14 protein-coding genes are annotated in these 15,558 nt (G+C 71.4%); 7 read left to right on the top strand and 7 right to left on the bottom strand.

Translation table 11 applies throughout. The annotated features are described in order from the left end of the window. Positions 1–43: 43 nt before the first annotated feature. From G443_RS20685 to G443_RS20675, 4 genes are all read left to right on the top strand, one after another. Positions 44–469, top strand: a complete 426-nt coding sequence (locus tag G443_RS20685; RefSeq protein WP_026419053.1) for a hypothetical protein — start codon at positions 44–46, stop codon at positions 467–469. After that, entirely contained in the window at positions 466–1,059 is a 594-nt protein-coding gene (locus G443_RS20680; protein WP_035292189.1) for a DUF3558 family protein, read from the top strand. The genes G443_RS20685 and G443_RS20680 overlap by 4 nt, the downstream gene beginning before the upstream one ends. Before the next feature lie 249 nt (positions 1,060–1,308). Beyond that, on the top strand, positions 1,309–1,431 hold the full coding sequence (locus tag G443_RS25195; protein WP_272500061.1) for a hypothetical protein: 123 nt from the start codon (positions 1,309–1,311) through the stop codon (positions 1,429–1,431). Further along, complete coding sequence (locus G443_RS20675; protein WP_026419054.1) at positions 1,428–2,009, top strand: DUF3558 family protein; 582 nt, start codon at positions 1,428–1,430, stop codon at positions 2,007–2,009. The genes G443_RS25195 and G443_RS20675 overlap by 4 nt, the downstream gene beginning before the upstream one ends. A 225-nt stretch (positions 2,010–2,234) precedes the next feature. On the opposite strand, the gene G443_RS20670 is transcribed toward G443_RS20675, so the two are convergent. The 5 genes from G443_RS20670 to G443_RS20650 all read right to left on the bottom strand — a co-directional run bounded on the left by G443_RS20670 (position 2,235) and on the right by G443_RS20650 (position 8,071). Further along, positions 2,235–3,737 carry a rhamnulokinase gene (locus G443_RS20670; RefSeq protein WP_026419055.1) on the bottom strand — a complete coding sequence of 501 codons (1,503 nt, stop codon included), beginning with the start codon at positions 3,735–3,737 and terminating at the stop codon, positions 2,235–2,237. 190 nt (positions 3,738–3,927) lie between these two features. After that, on the bottom strand, positions 3,928–4,203 hold the full coding sequence (locus tag G443_RS20665) for a LuxR C-terminal-related transcriptional regulator (protein WP_308208866.1): 276 nt from the start codon (positions 4,201–4,203) through the stop codon (positions 3,928–3,930). Between the two features lie 64 nt (positions 4,204–4,267). Then, on the bottom strand, positions 4,268–6,388 hold the full coding sequence (locus G443_RS20660) for a bifunctional rhamnulose-1-phosphate aldolase/short-chain dehydrogenase (RefSeq protein WP_051314005.1): 2,121 nt from the start codon (positions 6,386–6,388) through the stop codon (positions 4,268–4,270). A 95-nt stretch (positions 6,389–6,483) separates the two neighbouring features. Next, positions 6,484–7,665 (bottom strand): L-rhamnose isomerase, encoded by a 1,182-nt coding sequence (gene rhaI, locus G443_RS20655; protein WP_030105186.1) that lies wholly within the window; start codon positions 7,663–7,665, stop codon positions 6,484–6,486. Positions 7,666–7,747: 82 nt separating this feature from the next. Then, positions 7,748–8,071, bottom strand: coding sequence for an L-rhamnose mutarotase (locus tag G443_RS20650; RefSeq protein WP_026419059.1), 324 nt, complete (start codon positions 8,069–8,071; stop codon positions 7,748–7,750). Between the two features lie 383 nt (positions 8,072–8,454). Here G443_RS20650 and G443_RS20645 point away from each other — a divergent pair, with 383 nt between their 5' ends. Both G443_RS20645 and G443_RS20640 read left to right on the top strand, forming a co-directional pair. Continuing rightward, positions 8,455–9,576, top strand: a complete 1,122-nt coding sequence (locus G443_RS20645; protein ID WP_026419060.1) for a LacI family DNA-binding transcriptional regulator — start codon at positions 8,455–8,457, stop codon at positions 9,574–9,576. 133 nt (positions 9,577–9,709) lie between these two features. Beyond that, complete coding sequence (locus tag G443_RS20640; RefSeq protein WP_026419061.1) at positions 9,710–10,351, top strand: DUF3558 family protein; 642 nt, start codon at positions 9,710–9,712, stop codon at positions 10,349–10,351. A gap of 38 nt (positions 10,352–10,389) precedes the next feature. On the opposite strand, the gene G443_RS20635 is transcribed toward G443_RS20640, so the two are convergent. Both G443_RS20635 and G443_RS20630 read right to left on the bottom strand, forming a co-directional pair. Then, the gene (locus G443_RS20635) at positions 10,390–12,426 is read right to left on the bottom strand and encodes a beta-galactosidase (protein WP_035292191.1); all 2,037 of its coding nucleotides are present in this window, start codon (positions 12,424–12,426) and stop codon (positions 10,390–10,392) included. 108 nt (positions 12,427–12,534) lie between these two features. After that, on the bottom strand, positions 12,535–13,857 hold the full coding sequence (locus G443_RS20630) for a Gfo/Idh/MocA family protein (protein WP_026419063.1): 1,323 nt from the start codon (positions 13,855–13,857) through the stop codon (positions 12,535–12,537). A gap of 369 nt (positions 13,858–14,226) precedes the next feature. Between G443_RS20630 and G443_RS20625 the strand changes: the two genes are divergently transcribed. Then, the gene (locus tag G443_RS20625; RefSeq protein WP_026419064.1) at positions 14,227–15,258 is read left to right on the top strand and encodes a LacI family DNA-binding transcriptional regulator; all 1,032 of its coding nucleotides are present in this window, start codon (positions 14,227–14,229) and stop codon (positions 15,256–15,258) included. Positions 15,259–15,558: the final 300 nt, after the last annotated feature.

Genomic DNA, 15,558 nt, shown 5'->3' with positions numbered 1-15,558 from the left:
AGTCCGGCTGTCGCCGCTCCGCGAAGAGAACGTGGGAGGCAGCGTGCACATCGAAAGCGACGGCGGCGGCACCGGTTCCGCGATTCCCTCGACGGCGAAGATGACGGGCAGCATCGCGGCGTTCAGCGCGGCCGCCGCGGCGGGAAAGGTCTCGATCAACCCCGAGAGCGCCGAGAGCATGGCCACCAAAATCGACGCCATCGCCGTTCGTGCCACCGACCGACTGGAAAGGTTCAGATTTCTGGAGCAGGATGTGCCACTCGGCTCCAGTCCAGTGGCCTTACTGATGTCCAAGCAGGACCGCATAACCGCATCAGGCACGCCGACCTCGGCCAAGGAAAACCTCGTGCTCTACATCCAGGCGCTCAAAGACCTCGCCGCCGCCATCCGCGCCTCCGCCCGCAACACCCAACAACAGGACACCGACAACGCCACCCTGCTCAACAACACCGGAGACCACCTCACATGACCCGTCGGACACCCCCACACCGCCACACCACGGCACTCGCGGGAATCACCCTGCTCACCGTCCTGACGGGCTGCACCACCGAAACCACCGGACAAGCCCACACCCCCACCACCCCAAACACCACCAACTCCACCACACCCGACACAACCACCAACCCCGACAACACCACCTTCGCCGAGGACATCGCCAACGTCCTGCCCTGCGAAGTACTCGACGACAACCAGATCACCGACCTCGGATTCGACCCCACCACAGCCCAGTTCGACGACGTGGGAATCCTCTACATGTGCCTCTACCGACCGGCGCCACTGGAAAACCCACTGATGTCCATCAACATCCGGTCTGATCGAGCGTTAGACGACCTCAATCTGGCAAATTATAATACCGCAGACCACCAGGTTGGGCCACTCCGGGCGCTCCTCATCACCGATGACAGCGACCAGAACCGGTGCCAAATCTCGATGGAACTCGGCGAGACAGCCCACGCCACCGTAGCGGTGAGTTGGGCTGAATCGCAGGAGGCCGCCTGCGAGGCCGCCGAGCGGGTCGCCGCCGTCGTGGAACCCGAACTCCCGCGAGAGCAGAGCTGAGCACACCTCCGCTGAAAAGAGCCGGCCCAGCACAGAGCACACGGCGAGCCGACTCACGGACGCTGAACCACCTCATGCCGCCCCACCGCGCTGCTCGGCGATCCCCCACCCCCACCAGGCGAGGCTGGGAAGCGGTCGCCAGCCAGGAGGGAAACGCTCCTCCCGACCACTGACAGTGGCGACAGCGACCACCCAGGCACGACCCCGGTGACGGCGGTCGGCGCGCCGACCTCGGCCAAGGAAAACCTCGTGCTCCACATCCAGGCGCTCAAAGACCTCGCCGCCGCCATCCGCGCCTCCGCCCGCAACACCCAACAACAGGACACCGACAACGCCACCCTGCTCAACAACACCGGAGACCACCTCACATGACCCGTCGGACACCCCCACACCGCACCACGGCACTCGCGGCAATCACCCTGCTCACCGTCCTGACGGGCTGCACCACCGAAACCACCGGACAAGCCCACACCCCCACCACCCCAAACACCACCACACCCGACACGACCACCAACCCCGACAACACCACCTTCGCCGAGGACATCGCCGACGTCCTGCCCTGCGAAGTACTCGACGACAACCAGATCACCGACCTCGGATTCGACCCCACCACAGCCGAATTCGATGACGTTGGTGTGGCGTACATGTGCCTCTACCGACCCGCGCCGTTGGAAAGCCCGCTCATGTCCATCAACATTGACCGGGATTGGGCGCTGGACGAACTCAACCTCACCAACTACAACTCCACGGAACACCAGGTCGGACCACTTCGCGCACTCCTCGTCACCGACGACCGCGACCCGAGCATGTGCCAGATCTCCATGAAGCTGAGCGAGTCCGCTCATGCGACCGTCGCCGTGGACTTCGCCGAATCGCAGGAGGCCGCCTGCGAGGCCGCCGAGCGGGTGGCCGCCGTCGTGGAACCCGAACTCCCGCGAGAGCAGAGCTGAGGGCGGGGCCTCCGAGGTCGGGGCTGAAGCCACATCCCGGCGGTTCTGGTCCCCCTGGGCAGACGATCCCCTCCCGGCCCCTCGCCCTCGCCCAGAGGTTTGCCGATGTCCTGCCACAGACACGTCGTCCCCGTTGGAAGCGCACCTCGGGCTGGACGACGGTCACGGCCCCCGCGGTGGCGGGGTGGGTGCCGAGGGCGAGCCGAGCGGGGAGGCCGGTCCCGGTCAGCTCGCCGAGCTCGCGGCGCGCACCCGGCGGGCCGCCTCGGCCCAGGCTGAGGTGGTGGCGGCGGAGCGGTCCGGCTCGTACCGCCGGAGCGGCTGGGTGCTGGTGATCAGGGCGCGCATCTCCGGCAGGCCGGCCAGTTCGCTCCGCCCGGCGGCCCTGGCCTGGACGAGGAGGTTTCCCAGCGCGGTGGCTTCCACCGGCCCGGCCACGACGGGGATCCCGCAGGCGTCCGCGGTGAGTTGGCAGAGCAGTTCGTTGCGGCAGCCGCCTCCGACGAGGTGCAGCACGTCGACCTGCCGGTCGGCGAGTTCGCAGGCGGTCCGGAGCGTGCGCGCGTAGGCCAGGGCCAGGCTCTCCAGCACGCACCGTGTGAGCGCGGCGGGGGTCTCGGGCACGGGTTGCCCGGCGCGCCGGCAGGCGTCGGCGATGCGGGCGGGCATGTCCCCGGGAGCGAGGAACACCGGGTCGTCCGGGTCCAGCACGGAACGGAAGGGCTGTTCTCGGCTCGCGTCGGCGAGCAGGCGTTCGATGTCGTGGTCCTGCCCGGCGATTCGCCAGGCTCGCATGGATTCCTGGAGCAGCCAGAGCCCCATCACGTTGCGCAGGTACCGGACGGTGCCGTCCACGCCGAGTTCGTTGGTGAAGTTCGCCCGCCGGCTGTCGTCGGTGAGGACGGGGTGGTCGAGTTCGAGTCCGACGAGGGACCAGGTGCCGCAGGAGACGTACCCGAACCGTTCGGTGGTGGCGGGCACGGCGACCACGGCCGATGCCGTGTCGTGGGAGCCGACGGTGACGACGGGGAGCCCGGCTGGCAGGCCGTGGTGGGACGCCACCTCGTCGTGGACGGCACCGAGGGGGAGGCCCGGTTCCCGCACCGGCGGCAGGAGGCCGGGTGGGATCCTCGCCGCGTCCGCCAGTTCGGGCGACCAGCGGCGGGCGCGGACGTCGAACAGCTGGGTGGTGGAGGCGTTGGTGACCTCGGCGACGCGTTCGCCGGTCAGCCAGTAGCCCAGCAGGTCAGGGATGAGCAGGAGCGTCCTGGCGTGGTCGAGCTGGGCGCGGCCGGTCCTCGACCGCAGTTGGACGAGGGTGTTGATCGGCATGAACTGGATGCCGGTGATGTCGTAGATCCGTTCGGCCGGGACGTCGTCGAGCAGTTCGGGCAGGATGTCCTCGGTCCTGGCGTCCCGGTAGTGGAAGGGGGTGCCCAGCAGGGCCCCCTCTGCGTCCAGCAGGCCGTAGTCCACCGCCCAGGAGTCGATGCCGACGCTGGACAACGGCGTCCCGCCGAGCTGGGCGGCGGCGGCGAGGCCGCCCAGCGTCCGCTGGTAGAGGCCGAGGACGTCCCAGTGCAGTCGGGACACCCCGGAGCCGTCCACGGTGCGGACGGGGTCGTTGGGGAACCGGGCCGCCTCGGTGACGGAGAGCTCACCGCCGCCGATCCTGCCCAGCAGCACCCGGCCGCTGGAGGCGCCCAGGTCCACGGCGGCGCAGTGCACGGCTCCGCCCGCTGTCGGGTCGCTGGTGGCCCTGGTGGCCGTCACCGCGTCCTCCTCTCCTCGCAGGGCGGCGGGGCACCTGGTCCGGTGCCCCGCCGCGCTCGTCGTGTCGGTTGCCGCCCCCCCGTGGGGGCGGTGGTCGCGGTGGCTGCCGCCGGCCGCGTCCGGTCGTCGCCCGTGGTGGGTGGGCTCAGATGAGCCCGCGCCGGGCGGCCCAGGCCACGGCCTGGATGGGTGTCTGCACGCCGAGTCGGTCGCACACGCCCCTGATCCTGCGGCGCAGGGTCCGGTTGGACGTGCACATCCGCCTGGCGATGCCGTCCAGGAGGTAGCCCTCCGCGAGCAGCGCGAGGATCTGGCGCTCCTCCCGGGTCAGCCGCACCTCCCCGACGCAGTCGGTCCTGATCTGTTCGGCACGAACCCGTTCCGCACTCAGTGCCGTCGCGCGCATAGCCACCGCAACCACTGGGACCTCCTCCTGTGTCCTCGACCGACCCCGGAAACGCTTCCGACGGGCGCCGTTCGGCGCCCTACCGCAGGAACGCCGCGGCGACTCCCGCGTCCACCGGCACGTGCAGCCCGGTGGTCCTGGTCAGCTCGCCGGCGACCAGGACGTGGACGGCGGCGGCGACGTGCTCGGGGAGCACCTCGCGCTTGAGCAGGGTCCGCTGGGCGTAGAACTCACCCAGCTCGGACTCGGGCACCCCGTAGACGGCGGCGCGCTGCGCGCCCCACCCGCCGGAGAAGATGCCGGAACCACGGACCACGCCGTCCGGATTGATGCCGTTGACCCGAATGCCGTGCGCGCCCAGCTCGGCGGCGAGCAGTCGGACCTGGTGCGCCTGGTCCGCCTTGGCCGCGCCGTAGGCGACGTTGTTGGGTCCGGCGAACACACCGTTCTTGCTGGCGACGTAGACGATGTCCCCGCCGATGCCCTGCTTCGCCATGGCCGCCGCGGCCGCACGGGCGACGAGGAAGGAGCCCCGGGCCATCACCCGGTGCTGCACGTCCCAGTCGGCGTCCGTCGTCTCCAGCAGGGGCTTGGAGATGGACAGTCCCGCGTTGTTGACGACCAGGTCGACCCCGCCGAAGGCGAGGCTCGCGGCGTCGACCGCCGCCGCCACCGCGTCGGTGTCGGTGACGTCCACCGTGACGGGAACGGCGACGTCGGCGGTGCGGAGGGCCTTGGCCCCGAGTTCGTCGGCGACCTCGGCGGCGGCGGCGCCGTCCCGGTCGGCGACGACGACGCACGCGCCCTCGGCGGCGAGCCGACGGGCGGTGGCCCGCCCGATTCCGCTGCCGCCACCCGTGACGAGGGCGATCCGCCCGGCCAGGGGCCGGGGCTTGGGCCGCCGCCGCAGCTTGGCCTCCTCCAGCTCCCAGTACTCGATGCGGAACTTCTCGTTCTCGTCGATGGGCTGGTACCGGGACAGCGCCTCCGCGCCGCGCATGACGTTGATCGCGTTGACGTAGAACTCGCCGGCGACGCGGGCGGTCTGCTTGTCGGCGCCGAAGGAGAACATCCCGACTCCTGGCACGAGCACGATGGCCGGGTCGGCGCCGCGCATCGGTGGGGAGTCGGGGGTGGCGTGCCGCTCGTAGTAGGCGCGGTAGTCGTCGCGGTAGGCGGCGTGGAGTTCCCGTAGTCGGGCGATCGTCTCGTCGAGGGGAGCCGTCGGGGGCAGGTCCAGGACGAGCGGCCGCACCTTGGTGCGGAGGAAGTGGTCCGGGCAGGAGGTGCCGAGCGCGGCGAGCTCGGGCATCCGCTCGCGGGAGACGAAGTCGAGGACGACGTCGGTGTCGGTGAAGTGGCCGAGCGGGCCGCGGCCCGGGGCGGGTTCGCCGGTCTCCCGCTGCGAGGTGGCGGCCAGTCCCCGGAGCACGGGGGCGAGCGCGGCCGCTCGCGCGCGTCGTTCCTCGGTGGGCAGGGGCTCCCAGCCGGGCACCACCGCGCCGAGCGGGTCCCGCCGGCCGTGGTTGTCGATGAACTCCTGGGCGGTGCTGATGATCTCCAGGGAGTTGGCGCGGCACTCCTCGGAGGTGTCGCCCCAGGCGGTGATGCCGTGGCCACCGAGAATGACGCCGATGGCCTGGGGGTTCTCGCGGCGGATCTGGGCGATGTCCAGGCCGAGTTGGAACCCGGGTCGCCGCCACGGCACCCAGGCGACGCGGTCGCCGAAGCAGCGGGCGGTCAGTTCGCGGGAGTCGGCCGCGGTGGCCAGCGCGATGCCCGCGTCGGGGTGCAGGTGGTCGACGTGGGCGGCGTCGACGAGGCCGTGCATGGCGGTGTCGATGGACGGCGCGGCGCCACCCTTGCCGTGCAGGCAGTAGTCGAACGCGGCGACCATCTCGTCCTCGCGGTCCACGCCGGGGTAGACGTCGACGAGGGAGCGGAGGCGGTCGACCCGGAGCACGGCCAGGCCCTCCTCGGTCAGGGTGCCCAGGTCACCACCGGAGCCCTTGACCCACATCAGCTCGACGGGTTCGCGCGTCACCGGGTCCGTACCGGACGCCTTCACGGAGGCGTTGCCACCGGCGTAGTTCGTGTTGCGCGGGTCGGAGCCGAGGTCGTGGCAGCGGGCGATGAGCGCGCTGACCTCCGGGTGCGTTCCCCGTCCGGTGTCCGGGGCGCCTGACGCTGAACTCGACACTGCGTTCCACTCTTCCCTGTTCGTGCGCCCCGGTGCCGGGACGGTGTTCCACTGGCTGCTGGCGCTTCCCGGTGTGGCCGGGTGCCCTGGTGCGGTCAGGCTCCCCAGCCCATCGCGTTGCCGCCGACCCGTTCCGCCTCGATGCGCTGCTGGTACCCCGAGCGGCGGTAGGCGGCGATCGGGTCGGGGTCGAGGCCCATGTCGGTGCGGAGTTCGGCGACCAGTGGCCGCACGTCGGTGTGGTAGGCGTCCATGAGCACCTCGTTGGCGCCGAGGACGTCACCGGCCTCCTGGGCCGAGCGCAGCGCGTCGGTGTCGACGAGGAGCGCCTTGGCGGTGGCCTCCTGCACGTTGGTGATGGATCGGATCATCGCCGGGATCTTGGGCTCGATGTTGTGGCACTGGTCGAGCATGAAGGCGAGGTCGGAGTCCGCGGCGAGGCCGCCGCCCCGGTTCACCTCGTACATGAGGCGGAACAGCTGGAACGGGTCGGCCAGGCCGACGATGAGGTCGTCGTCGGCGTAGAAGCGGGAGTTGAAGTGGAAGCCGCCGAGCATCCCGGCCCGCAGCAGGAAGGACACGATGAACTCGATGTTCGTACCCGGGGCGTGGTGCCCGGTGTCGACGAGGACCTGCGCGGCCGGTCCGAGCTGAGCGCAGTGCGCGTAGGAGGTGCCCCAGTCGGGGACGTCCATCGTGTAGAAGGCGGGTTCGAAGAACTTGTACTCCAGCAGCAGCCGCATGCCTTCCGGCATCCGGTCGTAGACCTCGCGCAGCGCCGTGGCCAGCCGGTCCTGCCGGGCCCGGATGTCGTCCTGCCCGGGGTAGTTGGTGCCGTCGGCCACCCACATCGACAGGATCTTCGACCCGGTCTGCTCGGCGATCTCCACGCACTCCAGCAGGTGGTCGGTGGCCTTGCGGCGGATGCCGGGGTCCGGGTTGCAGATGCTGCCGAGTTTGTAGTCGTCCTCCTGGAAGACGTTGGGGTTGATCGCCCCGAGTTCGATGCCGGCGTCGCGGGCGTGGGCGGCGAGCCCGGCCCAGTCGTCGACCTTGTCCCAGGGGATGTGCAGGGCCACGCTGGGTGCCGCTCCGGTGAGTTCGTGGACCTTGGCGGCGTCGTCGATCTTCTCCTGCGGGGTGCGTGGCACTCCGGCCTGCGCGAACACCTTGAACCGGGTCCCGGAGTTGCCGTAGGCCCAGGACGGCGTCTCGATCCGCAGGCCGCGCAGGATCGACTTCACCGTGGCGCGGCGACTGGGACTGATCTCGGTCATCAGGAGGCTCCTTGCGGATGTGGACGGCGGCGACCACCGCGACCAGGGGACGCGGAGTGCGTGGGACGCGGGGGAGGGACCGTCAGGGAAGGTGGAAGACCTCGGGTAGTGGACTCATGTCCTCGTCGGCGGCGCCGGAGTCGAGTTCGGCGAACAGCGGGGCCATCTCGGCCTGCCAGCGTGCGTTGACCTCGGTGCGGTTCATCGCCTCCCTGGCGGCGTCGAAGTCGTCGCACTCCAGGTAGCCGATCAGCAGGCCGTCCTCGCGGAGGAAGAGGGAGTAGTTGCGCCACCCGGATTCGGATAGCGCTTTCCGCATGTCCGGCCAGACGTCCGCGTGCCGTTCGCGGTACTCCTCCAGGCGGTCAGGGCGCACCTGGAGCGTGAAGCAGATCCGCTGGGTCACGAGCGACCACCACGAACCACGGGGCCCCGAGCGACGGCTGTCGCCAACTCGGCCCGAACGTGCCGAAAACCCGTCATTGCGCGCGACCGCATCATGCGCCCGGCCTCCTCGTTGAGTGGGTCGTCCCGACAAACGCCGGCCGCCCCCTCGTCCTGGGTTGCCACCGGGTTAATGAATCGTTTCAACAACGCGCTTGTGCTGAGTTTGCAGCACGCCTCTTCGCGGTGTCAACCTCTCGTGCGGGACTTTTTGCCCGAGCATTCCCACCAGTGCGGCATACTTCCTCCAGGCTTCCCCACGGTGCGGGAAGCGACTCCATCACGGTGATTGACACGTTTCAAGACGTCAGCCAGCGTCTCGGCGTCTGCCCAGCGGGAGGTGCGGTGGGACAGCAGGCAGCAGCCAGCATCCGGCAGGTGGCCAGGGCCGCCCGGGTGTCGGTGGGGACGGTGTCCAACGTGCTCAACCGCCCGTCGGTCGTCGCGCCCGCCACGCGCCGGCGAGTCCTCGCCGCCATCGACGAACTCGGCTTCGTCCGCAACGAGTCGGCGCGGCAACTCCGGTCGGGGACCGCCCGCACCATCGGCCTGGTCGTCCTCGACGTCGGCAACCCGTTCTTCACCGACCTCGCCAAGGGCGTGGAGGCGGCCGCGACGGAGGCCGGGCACGCCGTGATGCTGTGCAACAGCGACGGATCACGGGACCGGGAGTCCCGCCACCTGGAACTGCTGGCCCAGCAGCAGGTGCACGGGGTGCTGATGTCCCCCGTGGAGGACGACCTGTCCTCGGCGCGCGAGTTGGCCGCGCGGGGGGTCTCCGTGGTCCTGGTCGGACATCCGGCCGAATCCGAGGACCTGTGCTCGGTGGCGGTCGACGACCGGGTCGGCGGGGAGGTCGCCGTCACCCACCTGCTGGCGACCGGACGTCGCCACCTGACGATGATCGCCGGTTCACCCGCGACCCGGCAGTGCGCGGAACGGCACGCCGGTGGGCGGCAGGCGTTGCGCAGGGCGGGCCACGACCCCGCGGACCTCGAGTTCCTGGAGGTGGCCACCCTCGACGTCGCGGCGGGCCAACGAGCCGCGGAACAGCTGTTGGCGCGGGGGGAGCTACCGGACGGCGTGTTCTGCGTGAACGACCTCGTCGCGCTCGGACTGCTCCAGGTGCTGCTGCGCGCCGGCGTCTCCGTGCCGGACGACGTGGCCGTCGTGGGTTACGACGACATCGACTTCGCCGCCGCGGCCGCCGTCCCGCTGACCTCCGTCCGACAACCCGCGACGTTGCTGGGACGGACGGCCGCCGACCTCGTCATCGCGGAGGGCACCGGTTCCGGGCACCAGCACCAGCAGGTCATGTTCACGCCGGAGCTGGTGGTCCGCGAGTCCACCGGACACCGGGAGGACAGGGGCCGGGCGACGGGCGGCCCCGCCTGGGGCGCCCTGCTGCGGCCGGTGCGCGAGCTCGGCGGCCGCGTCGGCGCGCAGGAGCCGGAACCGGCGGGCTGACAGGCTGACCGGGTGTCCCGGGCGGGCGCACCGGCGACGCGGGCGAGGTCCCCCCTGCCCTCCTCGACGGACCCCGTACGCTGGCCCGCCGCGGTACTCCATGCCACCGTCCGATCACCGGGAGGCACCAGACATGACGGGATCCTCGCGCCCGCGAGTCGCGACACCGCTGTGGGCCCTGCTCGCCTGCGCCGTCCTCACCGCCTGCACCACGGTGGAGGGAGGTCGCGCGCTGCCAGCCGAGGAACCGCCGGCGTCGCGCGCTTCCGAGGGCCCACCGGCCGACCAGAGCACCGGAGCTGGTCCCGAGCACGCCCCCGGCACCCCGGTCTCCCCCGGAGCTGGTCCCGAGGGCGACCAGCCGCCCTCGACGGAGGACGCGGCGATGATCCAGGCCTGTGAACTGCTGACGGCCGAGGAGACCACCGCCTTCGGTGTCGACGGGTCCGCCGCGGAGTCGATGCCGGGCACCGACGTCGCCTCCTGCCGTATCCCCGCCCTGGAGCGGGGCGGCCCGACCCTGTTGCTCGGCATCTCCGCGCTGCGGGGCGTCGACCCCACCCTGCTTCCCGACGACGCGGTGGAGACCCAGGTGGGTTCCCGGCCCGCCATGCGGTCGACCGAGGACAACGCCTGCGATCTGACGATCGCCCTCGGTGCCGATGCGCACGCGCTCGTGCGCGCACGCAGCTCGGAGAACACCGACACCGCCTGCGCGCTGGCGGAGGCGGTCGCCGCCACCGTGGAGCCGCGCCTCCCCCGCGACCTGGGCTGACGTTCGCGGAGGAGGCGCTGGCGGCGGCTCCGGTGCGACTAGTCGCGGGCGAGGCGCAGCACGGCGACTCCCCGCCGTTCCACCGCGACCTCGGTCAGCGGGTCCCCGGGCTGGAGGACGTCGGTCCCGGGCGTGGGCAGGGGGATCCGCACCGGCTCCTCGCCCCGGTTGAGCACCAGCAGGTAGCGCTCACCGCTCTCCGCGACACGCTCCCAGGCCCGCACGCCGGCCGGCAGGTCGGGCAGCACCGGCGCCACCCCGGCCTCGGCCCGGATGCCGTCGACGAGGCCGCGCATGGCGTCCTCGGGCAGCCGGGTGCCGAGGTACCAGGCGACCCCGGAGCCGAACTCGTTGCGGGTGATCGCCGGGGACCCCGCCAGCTCCCCGCCGGCGAACGACGCGACGGCGGCGGCGCCCTCCAGGTGGATCTGCTCGGACCAGACGGTGCCGAGGACCTCCGTGTCCTGGTCTCCCAGGCCCCGCACCGGGACCGTCCCGTTCTCCGGCAGCGGCCAGAACTCCTCGACCCAGACGCCCAGCACGTCGCGGAAGGCTCCCGGGTAGCCGCCCAGGTAGACCTGGTCGCGGTCGTCGACGATGCCGGAGAAGAAGGACACCGCCAGGTGGCCGCCGCCCCGGACGTACTCGCGGAGGTTCCTGGCGGCCTGCGGGCTGACGCTGTAGAGGTTGGGCGCGATCACCAGCCGGTACCCGCTGAGGTCGGACTCCGGGTGCACGACGTCACAGGCCACGCCGGCCTCGAACAGCGGCGCGTAGTGCGCCAGACTGGACTCGACCTGCCGGACGTCGACGCTCGGGTGGGAGTCCATCTCCAACGCCCACCAGCTGGACCAGTCCAGCAGCAGCGCCACGTCGGCGACCACTCGGCTCCCGGCGACCTCCCGGGCCCTGGCCAGTTCGTCACCCAGTGCGCACACCTCGCGGAAGATGCGGGTGTTCTCCCCCGCGTGCGGCACCATCGCGGCGTGGAACTTCTCGGTGCCGCCCTGGGAAGCCCGCCACTGGAAGAACATGACCGCGTCGGCGCCCTGCGCCACGGCCTGCCAGCTGTCCAGCCGCATGACGCCCGGGGCCTTGGGCGAGTTCCGGTCCCGCCAGTTCACGCCGCTGGTGGCCTGTTCCATCAACAGCCAGGGCTGACCGGCCCGCAGTGACCGCATCAGGTCCGAGTTGAAGGCGATCTCCCGCTGGCTCTGGCGGTCCCACGGGTCCGGGTAGGCGTCGTAGGAGACGACGTCCATCTCCTCCGCCCACGCGAACGCGTCGATGGAGGCGCCGGAGCTGATGAAGTTGGTGGTCGCCGGCACGGAGGGCGCGGCCGCGCGGAGGATGTCGGCCTCCATGCGGTAGCAGGCCAGGAAGGCGTCGGAGGTGAACCTCGCGAAGTCGAGGCGCTGCCCGGGGTTGGAGTGGAAGGGAGCGGCCCTCGGCGGCAGGATCTCGTCCCAGTCGGTGTACCGCTGGGCCCAGAAGTCGGTGTACCAGGCGGTGTTCAGCTCGTCGATGTCGGTGTAGCGGCTGCGCAGCCACCGCCGGAAGTCCACCGCCGACTCGTCGCAGTAGCAGGCGGGCAGATGGCAGCCGTACTCGTTGTTGATGTGCCAGAGGGCGACGGCCGGGTGGTCGCCGTAGCGCTCACCGATCCGCCGCACCAGTTCGGCGGCGCGTTCCCGGTAGATCGGGCTGGAGGGGCAGTAGTGCTGGCGGGAACCGTGGGAGAGGCGGGTGCCGTCGACGGTCACGGGCAGCGTCTCCGGGTAGAGACGGCCCAGCCAGGCAGGGGGCGACGCGGTCATGGTCGCGAGGCAGGCGCCGATCCCGTTCTCGGCGAGCCCGTCGAGGACCCGGTCGAACCACGCGAAGTCGAACTGGCCGGGACGGGGTTCGACCCTGGCCCAGGAGAAGATCCCGACGCTGACGAGGGAGACCTTGGCCTCCCGCATCAACCGGAGGTCCTCGACCCACACATCTTCCGACCACTGCTCGGGGTTGTAGTCGCCGCCGTAGGCGAAGCCGCCAAGGCGTGCTCGGACAGCCTCCATGCTTCTGGTCATCAGTCGCTGCTTCCCTTTCCGCGGCTGCCGCCGCCGGTCGTCGCGCTGTCGGGTCTGGACGGTCGTGGGGGTGGGCCTGGGCGTGGGCCGGGGCCGGGGCCGGGCCGGTCAGAGCGGGAGCAGGTCGGAGACCCGGACCGGCGCGCCGGTCCGGAACGACTCGGTGGCGGCCAGCCCCACCGCCAGCGCGTTCGCACCGGCGACGTGGTCGGCCCGCAGGCCGAGCGGGTCGGCGGCCGGCGGGCCGAACAGGGCGCGCAGCATCAGCTCGTCACCACCGCCGTGCCCCGGTTCGAGCGGTTCGTCGAGCAGCACCTCCGGCTCGGCGAACAACGGGTACCGCGTGATGGTGGCCCTGGTGAAGTCGGCGGCGTCCGTGCCGGGCGGGCGCTCGAGGCGGAAGCCGTCCTCGACGGGCGAGCGGGCGTAGTCGTTCTCCCGCACGGCGAGTTCGAGCCGGCCGCCGGACCCGTTGAAGCACACCCGGTAGCCCTCGTACGGCGAGTAGGCGTGCAGCTGGTAGTTCAGCGAGACCCCGGAGCGGTAGCGGGCGAGCACGGACATGTCGTCCTCGACGGTGATGCCGGAGCCGAACACGTTGCGGTCCCGCAGGTACCCGTCCTCGTGTTCGGCGTCGAGGTAGAGCGCGCGCATGCGGGGCGAGGCGGCGAGGTCGAGGGCGAACGGGTCGCTCCTGGCCTCCTCGGAGCCGGCGGCGCGCGCGTAGTCACGGGCCAGCCCGTGCCGGGCGCCGTTGGACTCGCCGTAGAAGAAGAGCCGCCCCATGCCGAACACCAGCTCGGGCCGGTCGTCGAGCCACCAGTTGACGAGGTCGAAGTGGTGGCTGGACTTGTGGACGAGGAGCCCACCGGAGTGCTCGCGTTCCCGGTGCCAGCGGCGGAAGTAGTCCGCTCCGTGCTGCACGTCGAGCAGCCACTCGAAGGTGACCGAGCCGACGCGTCCGACGGTGTCGTCCGCGAGGAGCTCCCTCACCCGTTGGTGCACCGGGTTGTAGCGGTAGTTGAAGGTGACCTCCACGGGAACGCCGGTGCGGCGTTGGGTGTCGAGGATGGCGCGGCACTTCGCCACGTCGACCGTCATGGGCTTCTCGGTGATGGCGCGGCGCCCGTTGTTCATCGCCGAGACGAGGTAGTGGTCGTGCGCGCTGTCCGTGGTGCAGACGATCACGGCGTCGACGCGTTCGGCCGTGAGCATCTCCTCGAAGCGGTCGGGGGTGTAGGCGGGCAACGCCGGGTGGCCGGCGTCGGTCAGCCAGCCGTTGTAGGCGGCGATCCTCGTCTGGTTGGAGTCGCAGAGAGCGACCAGTTCGGCCGTGTCCGGGAACCCGCTGGCCAGCGCGTTGACGTACATCTCGGCCCGAGATCCCAGCCCGACGAGGGCGTACCGGGTCCGCTGGTTGCCGTCACTCACCTTGAGGTGCTCCTTCCACAGGCGCTGGGCCTGTCCTCGCCGGGGCGGGTGCGCGTGGACGGGTCGCTCCGCACCTCCTGCCGCCACCCCGGCCGTCCGGCCGCCGCCCCGGCGTTCTCGTGCCGGTCTCGACCGCTGCCTGTGCGGATTCAACCTGTGTCCAACTCGCCCAGCAAGCGCTTACCGGCCCGACCGGCAGGCTGCTGACCGGTTCCGGCCAGCGCGGTCGGCGAGGCGGGACCACCTACCCGACCGGAGCAGCCTCTGCCATCATCCGCATGGCGGAAAGTGCTTTCCCAACCACTCGGGCGGTGTGTGGCCAGGCTGGTGCGGGGCGCGGAGCGACGAGGCTCGAGGGCGGGAGGGGCGGTGGCACGACGACAACCAACCCTGGTCGAGGTGGCCCAACACGCCAGGGTCTCGTTGGCGACCGCGAGCCGGGTGCTCAACGGCTCGAACCGCAGGGTGGGCGAGGAGCTGCGGAACCGGGTCGTGGTCGCGGCGACCGAACTGGGCTACCTGGTGAACGCCTCGGCGCAGGCCTTGGCGCGCAGCGCTTCCCCCGTGGTCGGGCTGCTGGTGCACGACATCGCCGACCCCTACTTCTCCAGCATCGCCGCCGGCGTCAGCCGCGTCGCCGAGGACCGTGGTCTGGTGGTGGTGCTCGGCGTGACGGGCCGCGAGGCGCACCGGGAACTGTCGCTGCTCTCCACGCTGCGAGCCCACCGGGCCCGCGCCGTCGTGCTCGCCGGCAGCCGGACGACGGAGTCCCTGCACACGGAACGGCTGAGCACCGAGATGGTGGCCTTCATGGAGCAGGGCGGCCGGGTGGCGTGCATCTCGCAGGACCGCCTGCCCGTGCACACCGTGGTGCCCGCCAACAAGGACGGGGCCCGCGCGCTGGCGAGCAGGCTGGCCGAACTCGGTCACCGGCGGTTCGGGGTCCTCGCCGGTCCGGCCGACCTGGTCAGCGCGGTGGACCGGACCACGGGTTTCCTGGAGGGGTTGGCGAACCGCGACGACCCGCTGCCGGAGCCGGTACTGGTGCACGGCGCCTTCACCCGGGACGGTGGCTACCAGTCGACCCGGGAGATGCTGGCCAGGGACAGCGGCATCACCTGCCTGTTCGCCGTCAACGACGTGATGGCCACCGGGGCGATGGCGGCGATCCGCGACCAGGGGTTGCGGGTCCCCTCGGACCTCTCGGTGGCCGGCTTCGACGACATCCCCACCCTGCGGGACCTGGTGCCCTCGTTGAGCACGGTCCGCTTGCCCCTGGAGCAGATGGGCGAGCAGGCCGCGCGGCTGGCCTTCGGCGACCAGCCCATCCGGGGGACGCGCACGGTGCGCACCCGGGCCGAGGTGGTGCTCCGGCAGAGCACGGCCCCGCCGCCCCGCTGAGGGCGTCGCCCCCGGGAACACCCGGCTCCACGCACCAGGGAGCCGGACGGGCGGCGGAGGCGCGAGTCGAGGCGGGACGACTCCCGGACCGCATCCCTACCGCCAGGCGCGTGACCGGTGGGCCCGCTCCAGCCGCCCGCGTGGTCCTGGTCGCACCGCCGGCACGGAACGAGGTGCTGTGGACGGTGATCTGGCGACGGTCGCGGGTGGAGGTGACCGGGGGATTCGCACCGAACCGGATCCCGAGAACGCCGGTTCACCTGAGTCGCTGGGCGCCCGCATGGCGGCGATCCGGGACTC

The organism is Actinoalloteichus caeruleus DSM 43889 (assembly GCF_000429185.2).
In the GTDB taxonomy this organism is placed as follows: domain Bacteria; phylum Actinomycetota; class Actinomycetes; order Mycobacteriales; family Pseudonocardiaceae; genus Actinoalloteichus_B; species Actinoalloteichus_B caeruleus.
The sequence above is the reverse complement of the archived record's forward strand: the minus strand, read 5'-3'. Positions and strand labels throughout refer to the sequence as shown.